At 64.1% G+C, this 15375-nt stretch carries 14 protein-coding genes and 1 riboswitch; of the genes, 6 read left to right on the top strand and 8 right to left on the bottom strand.

Annotation, left to right across the window (positions count from 1 at the left end; translation table 11 throughout):
• The first annotated feature begins 52 nt into the window (after window positions 1-52).
• The 3 genes from CK226_RS03635 to CK226_RS03625 are packed head-to-tail and all read left to right on the top strand — an operon-like array spanning window position 53 to window position 2164.
• Complete coding sequence (locus CK226_RS03635; RefSeq protein ID WP_095791021.1) at window positions 53-934, top strand: cytochrome b/b6 domain-containing protein; 882 nt, start codon at window positions 53-55, stop codon at window positions 932-934.
• A 1-nt stretch (window position 935) separates the two neighbouring features.
• Window positions 936-1727 carry a molybdopterin-binding protein gene (locus CK226_RS03630; protein ID WP_095791020.1) on the top strand — a complete coding sequence of 264 codons (792 nt, stop codon included), beginning with the start codon at window positions 936-938 and terminating at the stop codon, window positions 1725-1727.
• Window positions 1727-2164, top strand: coding sequence for a GNAT family N-acetyltransferase (locus CK226_RS03625; protein ID WP_095791019.1), 438 nt, complete (start codon window positions 1727-1729; stop codon window positions 2162-2164). Before CK226_RS03630 ends, CK226_RS03625 begins: the two co-directional genes overlap by 1 nt.
• Here the strand turns inward: CK226_RS03625 and CK226_RS03620 are convergent.
• A complete protein-coding gene (locus CK226_RS03620; RefSeq protein WP_095791018.1) occupies window positions 2161-3162 on the bottom strand; it encodes a hypothetical protein in 1002 nt (333 codons plus the stop codon). The two genes, CK226_RS03625 and CK226_RS03620, sit on opposite strands and share 4 nt — an antisense overlap.
• Window positions 3163-3335: 173 nt before the next feature.
• A riboswitch (glycine riboswitch) is annotated at window positions 3336-3422 on the top strand.
• Window positions 3423-3571: 149 nt separating this feature from the next.
• Here CK226_RS03620 and gcvT point away from each other — a divergent pair.
• From gcvT to gcvP, 3 genes are read left to right on the top strand one after another with little or no spacing between them, the layout of a single operon-like run.
• Entirely contained in the window at window positions 3572-4672 is a 1101-nt protein-coding gene (gcvT, locus tag CK226_RS03615; RefSeq protein WP_095790070.1) for a glycine cleavage system aminomethyltransferase GcvT, read from the top strand.
• 5 nt (window positions 4673-4677) lie between these two features.
• Window positions 4678-5046 (top strand): glycine cleavage system protein GcvH, encoded by a 369-nt coding sequence (gene gcvH / locus CK226_RS03610; RefSeq protein ID WP_095773081.1) that lies wholly within the window; start codon window positions 4678-4680, stop codon window positions 5044-5046.
• A 15-nt stretch (window positions 5047-5061) separates the two neighbouring features.
• The gene (gcvP, locus tag CK226_RS03605) at window positions 5062-7875 is read left to right on the top strand and encodes an aminomethyl-transferring glycine dehydrogenase (RefSeq protein WP_179300956.1); all 2814 of its coding nucleotides are present in this window, start codon (window positions 5062-5064) and stop codon (window positions 7873-7875) included.
• 5 nt (window positions 7876-7880) lie between these two features.
• Here gcvP and CK226_RS03600 read toward each other — a convergent pair whose 3' ends face one another.
• From CK226_RS03600 to CK226_RS03570, 7 genes are all read right to left on the bottom strand, one after another.
• The gene (locus CK226_RS03600) at window positions 7881-9056 is read right to left on the bottom strand and encodes a GGDEF domain-containing protein (RefSeq protein WP_095772787.1); all 1176 of its coding nucleotides are present in this window, start codon (window positions 9054-9056) and stop codon (window positions 7881-7883) included.
• Between the two features lie 174 nt (window positions 9057-9230).
• Window positions 9231-9704: a hypothetical protein gene (locus tag CK226_RS03595; RefSeq protein WP_095772788.1), complete on the bottom strand. Its 474-nt coding sequence runs from the start codon at window positions 9702-9704 to the stop codon at window positions 9231-9233.
• A 160-nt stretch (window positions 9705-9864) separates the two neighbouring features.
• Entirely contained in the window at window positions 9865-10692 is an 828-nt protein-coding gene (locus tag CK226_RS03590) for a hypothetical protein (RefSeq protein WP_095791086.1), read from the bottom strand.
• Window positions 10693-10795: 103 nt separating this feature from the next.
• A complete protein-coding gene (locus CK226_RS03585; RefSeq protein ID WP_095791017.1) occupies window positions 10796-11761 on the bottom strand; it encodes a type II secretion system F family protein in 966 nt (321 codons plus the stop codon).
• A 1-nt stretch (window position 11762) separates the two neighbouring features.
• Window positions 11763-12728 (bottom strand): type II secretion system F family protein, encoded by a 966-nt coding sequence (locus CK226_RS03580; protein ID WP_095790065.1) that lies wholly within the window; start codon window positions 12726-12728, stop codon window positions 11763-11765.
• A 4-nt stretch (window positions 12729-12732) separates the two neighbouring features.
• Window positions 12733-14154 (bottom strand): CpaF family protein, encoded by a 1422-nt coding sequence (locus CK226_RS03575; RefSeq protein WP_095772791.1) that lies wholly within the window; start codon window positions 14152-14154, stop codon window positions 12733-12735.
• Window positions 14151-15365, bottom strand: coding sequence for a response regulator/pilus assembly protein (locus CK226_RS03570; RefSeq protein ID WP_095772792.1), 1215 nt, complete (start codon window positions 15363-15365; stop codon window positions 14151-14153). Before CK226_RS03570 ends, CK226_RS03575 begins: the two co-directional genes overlap by 4 nt.
• Window positions 15366-15375 lie beyond the last annotated feature (10 nt).

Genomic DNA, 15375 nt, shown 5'->3' with positions numbered 1-15375 from the left:
AGGAGGACAATGAACGCGCAGGCCACGCCGCGAGGCCGGGAGACGAGACAAGATGGAATCCGTTGCCAGAAGCCAATCCGCCACCGGACCGGACGCTCCCGTGTCGAGTGACAGCACGCTGATCTACCGGCAGTCGCGCTGGACGCGGCTGACGCACTGGATCTGGGCCATTTCGCTGTTCTTCATGCTGCTTTCCGGGCTGCAGATCTTCAACGCCCGGCCGCAGCTCTATATCGGTAAGCAATCCGGCTTCGGCTACAACAACACCATCTTCGAAATCGGCGCCGAAAACACGAGCGCCGGGCCGCGCGGCTACACCGAAATCTTCGGGCACCGCTTCGACACGACAGGCGTGCTCGGCTGGTCGGGCCCGCCGGGCAACGAGACGGCGCGGGGCTTCCCGTCCTGGGCGACCATTCCGTCCTATTATGACCTCGGCACCGCCCGCGTCGTGCATTTCTTTTTCGCCTGGATCCTGACGACCACCTTGATCGTCTGGCTGGTCGCCAGCCTGGTCAACGGCCATATCAGGCGCGACCTCGCCCCGCGCCTCGACGACCTCAAGCGCCTGCCGCGGGACATAGTCGACCACGCCAAGCTGAAATTCCATCACACGCGCGAATACAACACGCTGCAGAAGATGGCTTATGGCGGCGTGCTGTTCGTGCTGTTGCCGCTGATGATCATCACCGGCCTTGCCATGTCGCCCAGCATGAATTCGGTGCTGCCCTTCCTCAACGAGGTGCTCGGCGGCCGGCAGACGGCGCGCACCATCCATTTCACCGTCATGCTGCTGCTGGTCGGTTTCTTCATCATCCACATTCTGATGATCCTGGCCGCCGGCCCGATCAACGAACTGCGCTCGATCATCACCGGCTGGTACCGCACCGACCCTCCCGCGCATGACGACGAGACGACCGAGAGGAGTGCCTGACATGGCCAAGTTTGAGATCAGCCGCCGGAAATTCCTGACCGCCGCCAGCCTTGGCGCCTCCGGCATCATGCTGTCGGGCTGCGACGCCTTCGACGGCCAGCTGAGCATTGGCGGCGGCCTGCGCAGTTTCCTCGAAAACGCCAATGGCCTGACGTATCGCGCGCAACGCCTGCTTGCCGGCCGTGACGCGCTGGCACCGGAATTCACCGAGGCCGACATCCGCCAGGCGCAGCGGCCGAACGGCGTTACCGCCCCCGACGATGACACCTACAAGGGCCTGCTCGCCAACAACTTCGCCGACTGGCGATTGGAGGTGTCGGGTCTAGTCGAGAAGCCGCTGTCGCTCAGCCGCGAGCAACTCCAGAACATGCCGAGCCGCACCCAGATCACCCGCCACGACTGCGTCGAGGGCTGGAGTTGCATCGCCAAATGGACCGGCACGCCGTTGTCGCTGGTGCTCGACCAGGCGGTGGTCAAGCCGCAGGCGCGCTACGTCATGTTCCATTGCCTCGACACGATCGACCGCAGCCTGTCCGGCGACATCAAATATTACGGCACCATCGACCTGATCGACGCCCGCCATCCGCAGACGATCCTCGCCTATGGCCTGAATGGCAAACCGCTCCCGGTCGAGAACGGCGCGCCGCTGCGCGTCCGCGTCGAGCGCCAGCTCGGCTACAAGATGCCGAAATACCTCTACAAAATCGAGCTGGTCGACGGCTTTGCCAATGTCGGCGGCGGCCGCGGCGGCTATTGGGAAGACAATGGCTACGATTGGTATGGCGGGATTTGATGACCATCCGCATACAGGCCGAGCACGATCTGTCGCCGATCGAGTTGAGCTTGCTTGAGGAACGCCTTCACGAGGACAACCGGCGCGCGACGGGCTGCGCCGATGACCGGACACTGGCTTTCGTTATTCGTGACGGTGCAGGACATGCCATCGGCGTTGCCGCCGGCTACTCTTGGGCGAGCACGTCCGAGCTGACATTGATGTGGATTGACGAGGCCTATCGCGGTCGCGGCTATGCAACGCAGTTGCTCAGCGCTTTTGTGGCTGAGGCAACCGTTCGAGGAGTCAGGAGAATTTGGGTCTCCAGCCACGACTTCCAGGCGCCGGGCCTCTACGAGAAGGCTGGCTTCCGGCGCATCGCCGAACTGGCGCAATGGCCCGAAGGCCACTCCAACATCATCCTTTGTAAAACGACAGCAGCGGACGGTGCACTTTAGGCAACCTTCTCAAGCAGCGGCCTTAGCGCCGGATGGATCTCCGGCGAGGCATGCTTGATCAAGGTCAGCAGCGCGCGCTCGTTTTCGTACAGGGGCCTGTCCACGCCGATGTGCTCGATCAGCCATTTGGCTTCGCCGGCATCGATCGTCTCGGCGCGGCGAGCCAGGGCCTCGGCCGCCCTGTTCTTCGCCTCCCACTCGGCCTCGATGTCATCAGGGGACCGATAGGCCTCGATGATGCCGGCAAGGCCGCCGGACACCATGCGGCTGAAGAAGCCGCCGATTTCCGGATCGGCGCGTTCGAGGAAGCTTTCCTGCCGCAGCGCCACATCGCGGGTCGGCGCCTCATAGCCGGCCGAACACATGACGAAATTGGCGATCGCCTTGACGAAAAGGTCGTTCCACGAAGGATCGTTCTTGGCCTGGGCGGTCTGCTCGTTGATCCTGAACAGCAGCTCGGCCTCGCCGCGGGTGATGGCGATGTTGCCGTCGCCGCCATGGGCATGCAGGATGCGGCGCAGCAGCTCGACTTCCGCCTTGGCGATCAGTCCGGGCACCAGCGCGCCGCCCAGCATCAGCGGCCCCTTGCCGTCGATGACGGCATGGGCGACCTGCTCCAGCGCATAGACGCAAAGCTTGCTCGGCGTGGATCTCGCCTTTTCCAGCACATGGACCAGCAATTCGAGTTCGGTGCGGCTGTCGACCATGCCGTCGCGCGAGATCGTGCGGACCAGCCAGCCCGCATTGTCCTGCGATATATAGCCGGACGGCTTTTCCTGATGGACGATGTAGTCGGTCACCGCCTCGACGAAGAACGGTGCCCACTGCGCGCATTTGTCCTGGGCCGTCTGGTCGAGAGCAAACAGCGCCTCGGCCTCGCCACGGGTCACCACGCCATCGGCGAACACGTCGCGGCGCAGCATCACCACATCCTCCGGGGCAATGCGATTCTTCGAGGTCAGCCCCGCCACCGGCGCGCTCATGATCAATTCGCCCATTGTCGTCCCCGTCCGCCCCAAAGCGTTACATCGGCCTGCTATATCAGGAGTGTCTTGAAAAACCGGCAAACGGCGTGGTTAGCGAAGACTTGTCGGTAACATGTCGCTGGGAGGTGACAAGGTGTCGCCGACGGGCTATGGATGGCGCGTCGAGGGCTCGGGATTCTGAGTCCTACCTGTTTGCGGGAGAGAGCAGCGAGAGCTGCCGCCGAAGGGGAAATCGCCCGAAATCTCTCAGGCAAAAGAACCGTAGACGGGAAAGACACTCTGGAAAGTCGGGGCTTGCCCCCGCGCCGAAGGTGTAAGCGCCGCTGACAGAGTTCCGGTTGCGCGAGTCTCTCAGGCTTCAGACAGAGGGGCACGGACTGGTCGCCATTCGCGGCCGATTGCGTGCGACTCTGGAGACGACATGACGGGCGACGACTCAAAACACCTTCCCCTCGAAGATATCCACACAGCCGCCGGTGCGCGCTTCGGCGCCTTTGCCGGCTGGTCGATGCCGCTGACCTATCCGGCCGGCGTCATGAAGGAGCACCTGCACACCCGCGAGCATGCCGGTCTCTTCGATATCTCGCACATGAAACTGTTCGAGGTCAGCGGGCCACAAGCGGTTGCACTACTCAACCGCGCTTGCCCCCTGGATGCCGGCGCGCTCGAAATCTCGCAGTCGAAACTGTCCTTCTTCCTCAATGAGGCCGGCGGCATCCTTGACGACCTGATCGTCACCCGGCTCGGCGATACCAGATTCATGGTGGTCGCCAATGCCGGCAACGCCGTCGCCGACGAAAAGCATCTGCGTGAGCTCGCCACGAATTTCGATGTGAAGGTCGAGCCGCTCGACCGCGTCTTCCTGGCCATCCAGGGACCCGAGGCCTGGGCAGTGCTGTCGCGCGCCGGCATCGAGACCGGTTCGCTGCTGTTCATGCACGGGGTCGAGCCGCGGAAAGACTGGTTCATGAGCCGGTCTGGCTATACCGGCGAGGACGGTTTCGAGATCGGGCTGCCGGAGGCCGACGCGCGGGATCTCGTAGCCAAACTGCTTGGCGATGAGCGCGTGCTGTGGATCGGCCTTGCCGCCCGCGACAGCCTGCGGCTTGAGGCCGGGCTTTGCCTGCATGGCCAGGACATCACGCCCGAGACCGACCCGGCCGCGGCGGCGCTGATGTGGGCGATCCCCAGGGATATCCGCGCTTCCGGCGCCTTTATCGGCGCCGACGCCTTGCGTGCCGCCGTCGAACGCGGCCCGGCACAAAAGCGCGTCGGGCTGAAGCCGGAAGGCCGCCAGCCGGTGCGCGCCGGTGCCGCTCTGTTCGACGCCGACGGCAATCCCGCCGGCCATGTCACATCGGGCGGCTTCGGCCCCTCGTCCGGCCATCCGGTCGCCATAGGCTATGTCGCCACGGCGCTGGCAAAGCCCGGCACGCGCGTGTTCGCCGAGGTACGCGGCACGAAGATCCCCGTCGATATCAGTTCCCTGCCCTTCACCCCTCATCGCTACCGCAAAGGATGAATTTTATGGCAACGACCTATTTCACCTCAGATCACGAATGGCTCCGCGTCGACGGCGGTATCGCCACCGTCGGCATCACCGACTACGCGCAGGAGCAGCTCGGCGACCTCGTCTTCGTAGAACTGCCGGAAACGGGCAAGAAGCTGACCAAGGGCGACACCGCCGTCGTGGTCGAATCCGTCAAGGCGGCCTCCGACGTCTACGCGCCGGTCGACGGCGAGATCACCGAGGCCAACGGCACGCTGTCTTCCGACCCGTCGCTGGTCAACTCGGCGGCAACCGGCGCCGGCTGGCTGTGGAAGATGAAGCTTGCCGACGAAAGTCAGCTCGCCGGCCTCATGGATGAGGCCGCCTACAAAGCCCATATCGCCTGAAATCAGGACACAGAGATGATGACCGCAGCACTTACCCCCTTCTCGGCCCGCCATATCGGTCCTGGCGTCAACGATGTCAGGGCCATGCTTGCCGTTATCGGCGTTCCCTCCGTCGAGACGCTGATCAGCCAGGCCGTACCGCAGTCGATTCGCCTCGATCTGCCGCTGACCTTGCCCGCGCCGGCCAACGAGGCCGAAGCGCTGGCCGAATTGTCGGCCATCATGGCGAAGAACACGGTGCTGAAAAGCTTCATCGGCGCCGGCTATCACGGCGTCCACGTGCCGCCGGTCATCCAGCGCAATCTGTTCGAGAATCCGGCCTGGTACACGGCCTACACGCCCTATCAGGCCGAGATCAGCCAGGGCCGGCTCGAAATGCTGTTCAATTTCCAGACACTGGTCACCGAACTGACCGGACTGCCGGTGGCGTCTGCCTCGCTGCTGGACGAGGCAACCGCTGTCGCCGAAGCGGTCGGCATTGCGCTGCGCCACCACCGCGACAAGCGCACCAAGGTGGCGTTCGCCGGCACGCCGCATCCGCAGACGCTGGATGTGGTGCGCACCCGCGCCGAACCGCTCGGCATCGAGATCGACGGCGAGACGATCGACGACAACACCGCTGCCTTGCTCGTCTCCTGGCCCGACACCCTTGGCGTCTATGGCGACCATAAGGCGGCGATCGACAAGGCCCGCGCCGCTGGCGCGCTGGTCGTCTTCATCGCCGATCCGCTTGGCCTGACACTCACCGAAGCGCCGGCGAAGCTCGGTGCCGACATCGCCGTCGGCCCGATGCAGCGCTTTGGCGTGCCGATGGGCTTCGGCGGCCCGCACGCCGCTTACTGCGCCGTCTCCGATAAACTGACGCGCCTGATGCCCGGCCGCCTCGTCGGCCAGTCGACCGACAGCAAGGGCCGGCCCGGATACCGCCTGGCCCTGCAGACGCGCGAACAGCATATCCGCCGCGACAAGGCGACCTCCAACATCTGCACCGCGCAGGCGCTGCTCGCCAACATGGCGACGGCCTATGCCATCTGGCACGGCCCCGCCGGGCTGCAGGCGATCGCCGGACGCATCCACGCTCTGGCCAACCGCCTGGCGAGCGGCCTCAAGGCGGCGGGCGTTTCGGTGCTCGGCGCCAGCCGCTTCGACACGGTGACGGTTGAGGCGAAAGGCAAGGCCGCGCAAATCGCCGAAGCCGCCGAGAAGACCGGCCGGCTGCTGCGCATCCTCGACGCCGACCATGTCGGCATCGCCTTCGACGAGACCTCGACCGATGCTGATCTCGATGCGATCGCTTCCCTGTTCGGTGCCAAGGCTGCCTCTTCGGCCGACAGCACCGTTCCCGGCAAGCCGCGTGGAAAGGAGTTTCTGACCCAGCCGGTGTTCAACGAGAACAAGTCGGAGACCGACATGATGCGCCTGCTGCGCCGGTTGGCCGACAAGGATCTGGCGCTCGACCGCTCCATGATTCCGCTCGGATCCTGCACCATGAAGCTCAACGCGGCGGCCGAAATGATGCCGGTGAGCTGGCCAGGCATCGCCAATCTGCATCCCTTCGCACCGGCCAGCCATTCGGCCGGCTATCGCGCCATGATCGGCGAGCTGGAAGTCTGGCTATCCGAAATCACCGGCTTCGACGCGGTCAGCCTGCAGCCCAATGCCGGCAGCCAGGGCGAATTTGCCGGCCTGCTCGCCATCCGCGCCTATCACCGCTCGCGCGGCGAAGGCCATCGCACGATCTGCCTGATCCCCTCCTCCGCGCATGGCACCAATCCGGCGAGCGCGGCGATGGCCGGCATGAGCGTCGTCGTCGTGCGCTGCCTGGAAGACGGCAATATCGACATGGACGATATGCGGGCCAAGGCCAACGAGCATTCCAAAAATCTCGCCGCGCTGATGTTCACCTATCCCTCGACGCATGGCGTCTATGAAGAAGGCGCCCGCCATCTCTGCGCCCTCATCCACGAGCATGGCGGCCAGGTCTATTTCGACGGCGCCAACCTCAACGCGCTGGTCGCGCTCGCCCGGCCCGCCGATATCGGCGCCGATGTCTGCCATATGAACCTGCACAAGACCTTCTGCATCCCGCACGGCGGCGGCGGCCCCGGCGTCGGCCCGATCGGCGTCAAGGCGCATCTGCAGCCTTATCTGCCGGGTCATGTCACCGAAGGCTCGGCGCAGGCCGTGTCGGCGGCACCCTTCGGCAGCGCTTCCATCCTGCCGATCACCTGGATGTATATCCGCATGATGGGGGCCGCCGGACTGAAGCAGGCGACGGAGACCGCCATCATCTCGGCCAACTATGTGGCGACACGGCTCGCGCCGCACTTCCCGCTGCTCTACAAGGGCCGACACGATCGCATCGCGCATGAATGCATCCTCGACACCCGCGTGCTCAAGGAGAGCGCAGGCATCAGCGTCGACGACATTGCCAAACGCCTGATCGACTACGGCTTTCACGCGCCGACCATGTCGTTTCCGGTCGCCGGCACGCTGATGGTCGAGCCGACGGAATCGGAGCCGAAGCGCGAACTCGACCGTTTCTGCGAGGCGATGATCGCCATTGCCGGCGAAGCCGCGAAAGTCGCCAGGGGCGACTGGCCGTTGGCCGACAACCCGCTGGTCAACGCGCCGCACACCGCCGCCGAGACGCTGGCCGGCCAGTGGACCCACCCCTACTCGCGCCTGGAAGCAGCCTATCCAGCCGGCGACGCCGATACGGCGGCCAAGTACTGGCCGCCGGTGTCGCGCATCGACAATGTCGCCGGCGACCGCAATCTGGTCTGCTCCTGCCCGCCGCTGTCGGATTATCTGGGAGCGGCTGAGTAGCAGTCCTACGCAGAGCGCAAGGCCGGCTTGACCGGTTCGGCCTTGCCCATTCTTTTGCGGCTGATGACGCAGTTTCGGCCGGCGCGCTTGGCCGCGTAGAGCGCGGCGTCCGCCTCGGCCAGCACCTCGTCGAGGCTGCTGCCGTCGGCGCCGCCAAAGCCGATGCCGCCGCTGACCGTGCTGCGCAACGGACCGAGCGCGGTAGGGACGATTTCGGTGCCGAAGGCCACGCCGATCCTGCTGGCGAGATCATGGGCCCGCTCTTCCGTCATCCGCGACATGACGATGGCGAACTCCTCGCCGCCCAGGCGAAAGGCGTCGACGCCGGTCCTGGCATATTTCCGGATGACGGTGGCGAAGCGGCATAGCACCTGGTCCCCGACCGGGTGACCATAGATGTCGTTCGTCCTCTTGAAATGATCGAGGTCGAACATGACGACCGCCATGAACGGACCGAACGGCCGCTCGCCGTGGAGGGACATCAACCCGCGACGGTTCATCAGCCCGGTCAATGGATCGGTCATCGTCTCGGCCTTCAGCTCGATCTGCGCCTGCAGATGGTGCAGCGAGAGCGTCAAGGCACCCAGGCCCGTCATGCAAGCCACCGCCACGACGGAATTCAGACGTTCGGCCCAGTTGTCGGGCGCCGCCCCGAGCGCCCATTGCCCCTTGGCCATCAGAACCACACCGCAAAGGGCAAACGACACCGCGCAGGTGCCGCTCAGGAAGGAAACCACCAGCAGGATCCGGCGATCGTGGCTGCCATTGACCCAGAACATGGCTCCGATCGTCGCCAGCAGCACGGTCACCGTCGTGTAGGTGACAATGAAGCCGACACCGTCAAGACCGAGAAAGGTGAAGGCCGCGCAGACCGCCATGGCGGCAAGTGTCGGCACGATCGCACGCCTGTGGTCCGGCATGCCGAGATACTGCATGGCCGAAAGGCAGATGATCAGGAAGCCCAGGCTGAGCAGCGCCAGCGCTATCTGGCAAAGCAGAGGATCGGGTTCCTTGGTGTAGCGCCAGAACAGGATCACATGCGCGACAAGCACGATGATGCCGCACGCCACCGTAAACACGAAACGCGCCCGCGGCGCGGTGAGCCAGATGGCAAACATGGTGACGGCCAGGCATGTGCCCGACAGCGCGGCCGCGAGCAGGAGCGAACTGAAATCCAGCATATCGGGCGGGAGCCTCTCCAGCGTCGGCGGTTACGCCGCATTCTAGGTCAGCGGCAGCCCTCGAACATGGTTTTCAGCCGGTCTTTCGACCCAAGCTGCGGTTAGGGTTTACAAAGCGTCGACAGTGCCTGGCCGGAAATCGGACCCTTGGCCGGCGCGAGGATCGAACGCGCATCAGCCCTTGTTCAGCAAAGCGAGATTGGCGTTGACGACCGTCGGGTCGGCCAAGCCGGCCTTCGCCTCGAGCAGCAGCGCCCTGGCCTTCTTCTTGTTGCCGCGCAGCATTTGCGAATAGCCCATATTGTTGACGATCTGCGGTTTGCGGCCTGCGACCTTCAGGAGTTGGCCATATGCGCGGTCGGCGAAGTCGAAGCGGCCGAGCTCGTCATAGGAGGCGGCCAGCCCCATCCAGGCCTCCGCATTGTCGGCCTTCAGCTCGACGGCCTTGCGGAAATGCTGTTCGGCGAGACCATAATTGGCGTCGCGAAACTGCGCCTTGCCCTGCGCCAGGTCGGATGTGTCGACATCCTTCGCCGCCGGCTGGATCGCGGTCGTCTTGGTCGTGTCGACGTTGTTGTTCGTCGTACACCCGGTGATAACAAGGACGGCCGCCATCGTGGCCACCGCCGCAAATTGTGTCTGACGCATGCCCTGCCCCGTCGCCCGATTTGCCGGGTCGTTCTTCAGGTAAAGACTTTAGAGCAAATCGATTAAGCTTCGGTGCAGAAATGCAGCTAAGATTTGGGTTCCGCAATACCAGCCATTAACCACTGGGCCCCAACGCCTCAGGCGGACGCAGGAGGTTCTCTCACGGCGGATCGATGGCCTTGAGCGCCGCCGGAACTGGATAGCGGCTGCCGTCATAGCGCAGCCGGTGGGTCCGGCTCACCGACTTGCCGGGGTGGGACTGGCACTCGCCATCCTTGTCGGGCAACGGCTCGTCGGTATCCTGCCGCTCGACCGCGATGATGTCATGATAGCCGCGATGGATCGTCGGGCTCATCGCCAGGCTGACCTGGCTGGAATGAAAGGACCCCGCGCAACTGGCGTCGCCTTCGCCGCCATAGCCGGCTACGGCAAGCCCGTCGAGCACCGCACGTAGCGCGTTGCCGGCGATGGCGTAGAGCCGCAGGTCGGTTTCGTTGAAGGGATTGGGCTGTGAATGATTGGCCATGTCGATGCGCAGGCCGAAGGCCGTGACACCGGGCGCCAGCCCATAGCGAGCGGTATCGAATTCGATGCCCCGGATGGCGACGGCATCGTCGTTCATCTGCCTGGGCTGGAGCAGTCGCTGGCGTACCTGCAGGGTTTTCCTGTCGACGACCAGAAGCTCGATGTCGCCAACATGCTGGCCGTCGACGGATTGGGCGCTGTCGATCAGCGGCACCGCGGCCAGCAGAAGATCGTCATGGGCGGGCCAGACCTTGCAGACCAGGCCCGGAATACCGTCCTGAGGAACCGCGAGCGGGATGCTGGTATGGGGTTCGAGCGTGAAAGAGCGGCCGTCGGCGCTCTTTTGAAGCTTGGGATAAGCCTGCCGCAACAGTGCGACGGCATCGCCGCAATCGTCGGCGGCGGCCAGGGCGGGCCACAGGCTGGCCACGACAAGAGCGGCGGCACATAACAGTATTCGCATGGGATCCTCATGTTGAAGGGCCGAGATCGGGCTGTCGGCCCAGCTTGGCATTAAGCCCCGCAAGCCGCCATCTGCCAGGCTGGCCGCTGAACATCGATGTCGCCTAGTGGCTGCCCGTCATCTTGACGATGATTGGGATGACAGCGATCATCAGTACAACGGGCAGGATGCACACCGTCACCGGTATCGACATCTTGGCCGGCAAGGCATGTGCCTTTTCCTCGGCCAGCGACATGCGCTTGTGGCGCATTTCGTCGGAGAAGACGCGCAGCGCGCCCGACAGGCTGGTGCCGAGTTCCTTCGACTGCTGCAGCAGCGTGGCGAAGGAGCGAACCTCGTCCAGGCTGAGGCGGTCGGCGAGCGCCTTCAGCGCATCGTCGAGGCTGCGCCCTGCCCTCAGTTCCAGCGACACAAGCTGCAAATTCTGGCTGAGCGCTGGATAGGTCTTGGCGAGTTCCTTCGAGACGCGCTCGATACCGGCTTCCATGCTCATGCCGGCATCCGAACAGACGATCATCAGATCCATGAAGTCGGGAAAGCCGTTGCGGTACTCGCGCATCTTCTCCCGCACCTGCTGGGTCAGCACCAGGCCGGGCAGGAAATAGCCTGCCACGCCCGACAGGATGACGAAAGCCCAGCGGCTGGTCATCGTCGCTTCGGCGCTGGCCAGCCACTGGTTGAGGACAAAGGCGCCGATCGCGCCGCCGACCAGCGCCGAGAAGCGTATGATGAAGAACGTGCCGACGGCGCGCGGCTCCATGTAGCCGGCCTGGATCAGCTTCATGCGCAACCGGGCGACATTTTCCGGATCGCTCTTGGCGTAGAATTCCTGCGCCCGCTTCACCGCCTTTTCGCGCACGACATTGGCGTTCTTCTTCTGCAGCGGCTCGGGCTTCGCGGCTACGGCGCCATGGTCGATCTTGAGCCGGCGCTTGACGTCGTTGCGGTCGCCCTTCGCCGCCACCATCGGCCAGGCGACGGCGACACTGCCCAAGGCCAGAAGCAGGATCGCCACCGGCATCAGGGAGGTCGGTGCGAGCGAGGCGAGGAATTCGATGAAGCCCTGCATGTCAGAACCTGAAATTCGACATCTTGAACATCATCAGATTGCCCAGCATCAGCCAGGTCACCGATCCGCCGATCAGGTACCAGGTTTTCGGCTCGTCCCAGACATCACGGTAGAAGCCCGGCATCAGCGCCATGATCGCGGCAAACAGCAGCGCCGGTATCGCCGTCAGGATGTAGGCCGACATGCGGCCTTCGGTCGAGATGGCGCGCACCTTGCGGCGAAGCTTGCCGCGCTCGCGGATCGTCAGCGCCAGGCCGTCAAGAATTTCGCGCAGATTGCCGCCCGAACTGGACTGGATGGACACGGCGGTGATGAACAGCGGCAGATCCTCATGGCCGACCCTGTCGAACAGCGAATTCAACGCCGAGACCAGGTCGGAACCATAGGTCACCTCATCGGCGATGACGCCGAACTCGGTACCGATCGGATCGGGCATTTCGCGCGACACCATGGCGATGGCCACCGGCACGGGGTGACCGGCCTTGAGGCCGCGCGTGATCAGCTCCAGTGCCTCGGGCAGCTGCATGCCAAAGCGCTTGAGCCGACGCTTGCGCTTGGAGCGCATCACCATCACCGGCACCAGCGGCATCAGCACGACGAACAGGAGAAGCCCCATCAGCAGCGGCAAGCCATGCCAGATGGCGACCAGGGCCACGGCCATCGCCACGCCCGAGGTGATCATCAGGAATTTCGACAGCGGCATGATCATGCCCGACTGCGTGCGCAGCGCGCGGAACCGGTCCGGCGAGAACAGCGAGGTGCCGGCGTCGAGGCCGCGCTCCTTGCGCAGTTGGATCAGCACCTGCTCCTGGCTGATCTTGCTTTCCTGCAGCTTCATGCGCCGGTTGATGGCGGTGCGTTTGTCGCTGCGTCCGGCATAGAGGAGATAGCAGGCCTCGGCGATCATGATGCCGGTAAGTGCAGCCCCGGCATAGACGACATAGATTGCGCTCAACCCGTCGAACACCTGGCTACTCCTGCGGCCGGCCGGGTTCGAAGTACCGTCCGGGAAACTCGATGCCCATGGCGCGCAGATCCTCAAGGAAGCGCGGCCGGATGCCGGTCGCCTCGAAATAGCCGAGGATGCCGCCATCGGCATCCATGCCGGTGCGTACGAAGCGGAAGATCTCCTGCATCTGGATGACGTCGCCTTCCATGCCGGTCACTTCGGCGACGCTCGTCACCTTGCGCTTGCCGTCGGAAAGCCGGGTCAGCTGCACGATGATGTCGATGGCGCTGGCGATCTGGCTGCGGATCGACTGCACCGTCATCGGCATGCCGGTCATGCCCAGCATCTGCTCGAGGCGCGAAATGGCATCGCGCGGCGTGTTGGCGTGGATCGTCGCCATCGACCCTTCATGGCCGGTGTTCATCGCCTGCAGCATGTCGAAGGCCTCCTCGCCACGGCACTCGCCGAGGATGACGCGGTCGGGGCGCATGCGCAGCGCGTTCTTGACGAGATCGCGCTGCTTGAGTTCACCATGGCCCTCGATGTTGGCGGGGCGCGTCTCCATGCGCGCGACATGCGGCTGCTGGAGCTGAAGTTCGGCCGCATCCTCGATGGTGATCAACCGCTCGTCTTCGGGAATGAAGGCCGACAGCGCGTTGAGCATCGTCGTCTTGCCGGTGCCGGTGCCGCCCGAAATGATCGTCGTCTTGCGTGCGTGGACGGCCGCCGCCAGCACCTCGGCCATGTTCTGGGTGATGGCGCCGAATTCGACGAGCTTGTGCAGGCCGAGCTTGTTCTTGGAGAATTTGCGGATCGACACCAGCGGCCCGTCGACGCCCACCGGGCGGATGGCCGCATTGAAGCGCGAGCCGTCCAGCATGCGGGCATCGACCATCGGCTGCGATTCGTCGACGCGGCGGCCAACCGCAGCGACGATTTTGTTAATAATTCTAAGCAGATGCGCCTCATCCTTGAACGGGATATGGACCTGCTGCAGCTTGCCCTTCTTTTCGATGAAGCAGTTCTGGTGGCCGTTGATCAGGATGTCATTGATGTCGGGATCCTTGAGCAAGGGCTCGAGCGGACCAAGGCCGACCATCTCGTCGACGATATCGTCGACCAGCGCTTCGAGTTCGGCGGTGTTGATCGCCATCCGCTCCTGGCGGGTTTTTTCCGAAACGAAATCATGCACCTGACGGCGCATCTCCTCCTTGGGCAAGCGCTCCAGCGCCACCAGGTTGATTTCCTCGAGCAGCATGCGATGAATGCGCACGCGTGCATCGAGCACCTTGTTGGCGTTCTTTGCCGGCGCGACATCCGGCTTTGCCGGCAAAGCCTTCCGGCTGGTCGGGATGACGACCGCATGATGCGCGACCGGCGTCGACTCCGCCGGGCGCTGCGGACGCGCATCGCGGTTCTGCAGGGTGGAAAAACGGCTGGTCATCCGGCCTTCCTCTTCAAGAAGCCCTTGCCGAGACCGAACAGCGACTTCGATTTGGCTCCGGTCGCGACCGCCTCCTCCGGCAGGATGATCTTCTTCAGATCGTTGACGACATTGGCATTGGGATCGATCTCGTGCAGCGGCACGCCGCGGTCGACCGCCTCGCGCACCAGCCGGTAATTGTTGGCGATGCCGCCGACGAAATGCTCGCCAAGGATCTCCTGGACATCCGCCTGCTTGATGCCGTTGTCGAACATCTTCTGCTCGAAACGGTTGACGATGACATTCGGCTTCACTTCCTTGCCGGCGGTCTCATAGACCGCCTGGATCAGCCTTTGCGTGTGGCGCAGGCACGGCACCGTCATTTCGGCGACGATATAGAGCTTGTTGGATCCAAGCAGCACGGTCTCCGTCCAGGGAAACCACGTGCGCGGCATGTCGATGACGACATTGTCGAAATAGGCCGAGACGAGGTCCAGCATGCGCACCACGACGTCGGTCTTGAACGAGCGCATCTCCGCCGGATGCGTCGGTGCGGCCAAAACGCAAAGCCCGCTGGCATGCTTGGACAGCATCACGTCGAGCAATTGCCGGTCGAGGCGTTCGGGCTGGTTTTCGATCTCGGTGATGTCGAAACGCGGCTCGAGGTCGAGATATTCGGCACAGGCGCCCTGCTGGAAATTGAGGTCGACCACGCAGGTCGAGGCGCCGCGCGTCACCGAGTGATGCAGCTGGAACGCAGTCTGCAGCGCCAGCGTCGTGGTGCCGACGCCGCCGGCGGCCGGCATGAAGGTGTAGATCTGCGACTCGGTGTTTTCCTCACGCCCCGGCCCTTGCAGGGCCCGCACCACCGAGCGCACCAGATCGGCCGTGGTGATCGGCTTGACCAGGAAGTCCGCGACCTTGAGCTGCACCAGGATGCGGACGGCGGCGGCGTTGAACTCCTGGGTGACCACGACCACCGGCGCCTTGCCCTCCAGCCGGCGCATGACGCGCTGCAGCGACTCGACCTCCTCCAGTCTCGCCGCGTCCATGTCGACGATGATGGCGCCGAAGTCCGCTTCTTGGATCTCGCCGCGCAGTTCGGTGACATTCTTTTCCACTGTGGAGAGCTGGATGATCTCGGAGGCGGCGAATGCGGTCCGCGTGTCCTGCACGAAGGTCCTGTCCGTCGATACGAGCAGGATCTTCTTGGTCTTGATGCCGTTTGCCATTTTTGTCAGC

It is taken from the genome of Mesorhizobium sp. WSM4311, from assembly GCF_002295115.1.
In the GTDB taxonomy this organism is placed as follows: Bacteria; Pseudomonadota; Alphaproteobacteria; order Rhizobiales; family Rhizobiaceae; genus Mesorhizobium.
The sequence above is the reverse complement of the archived record's forward strand: the minus strand, read 5'-3'. Positions and strand labels throughout refer to the sequence as shown.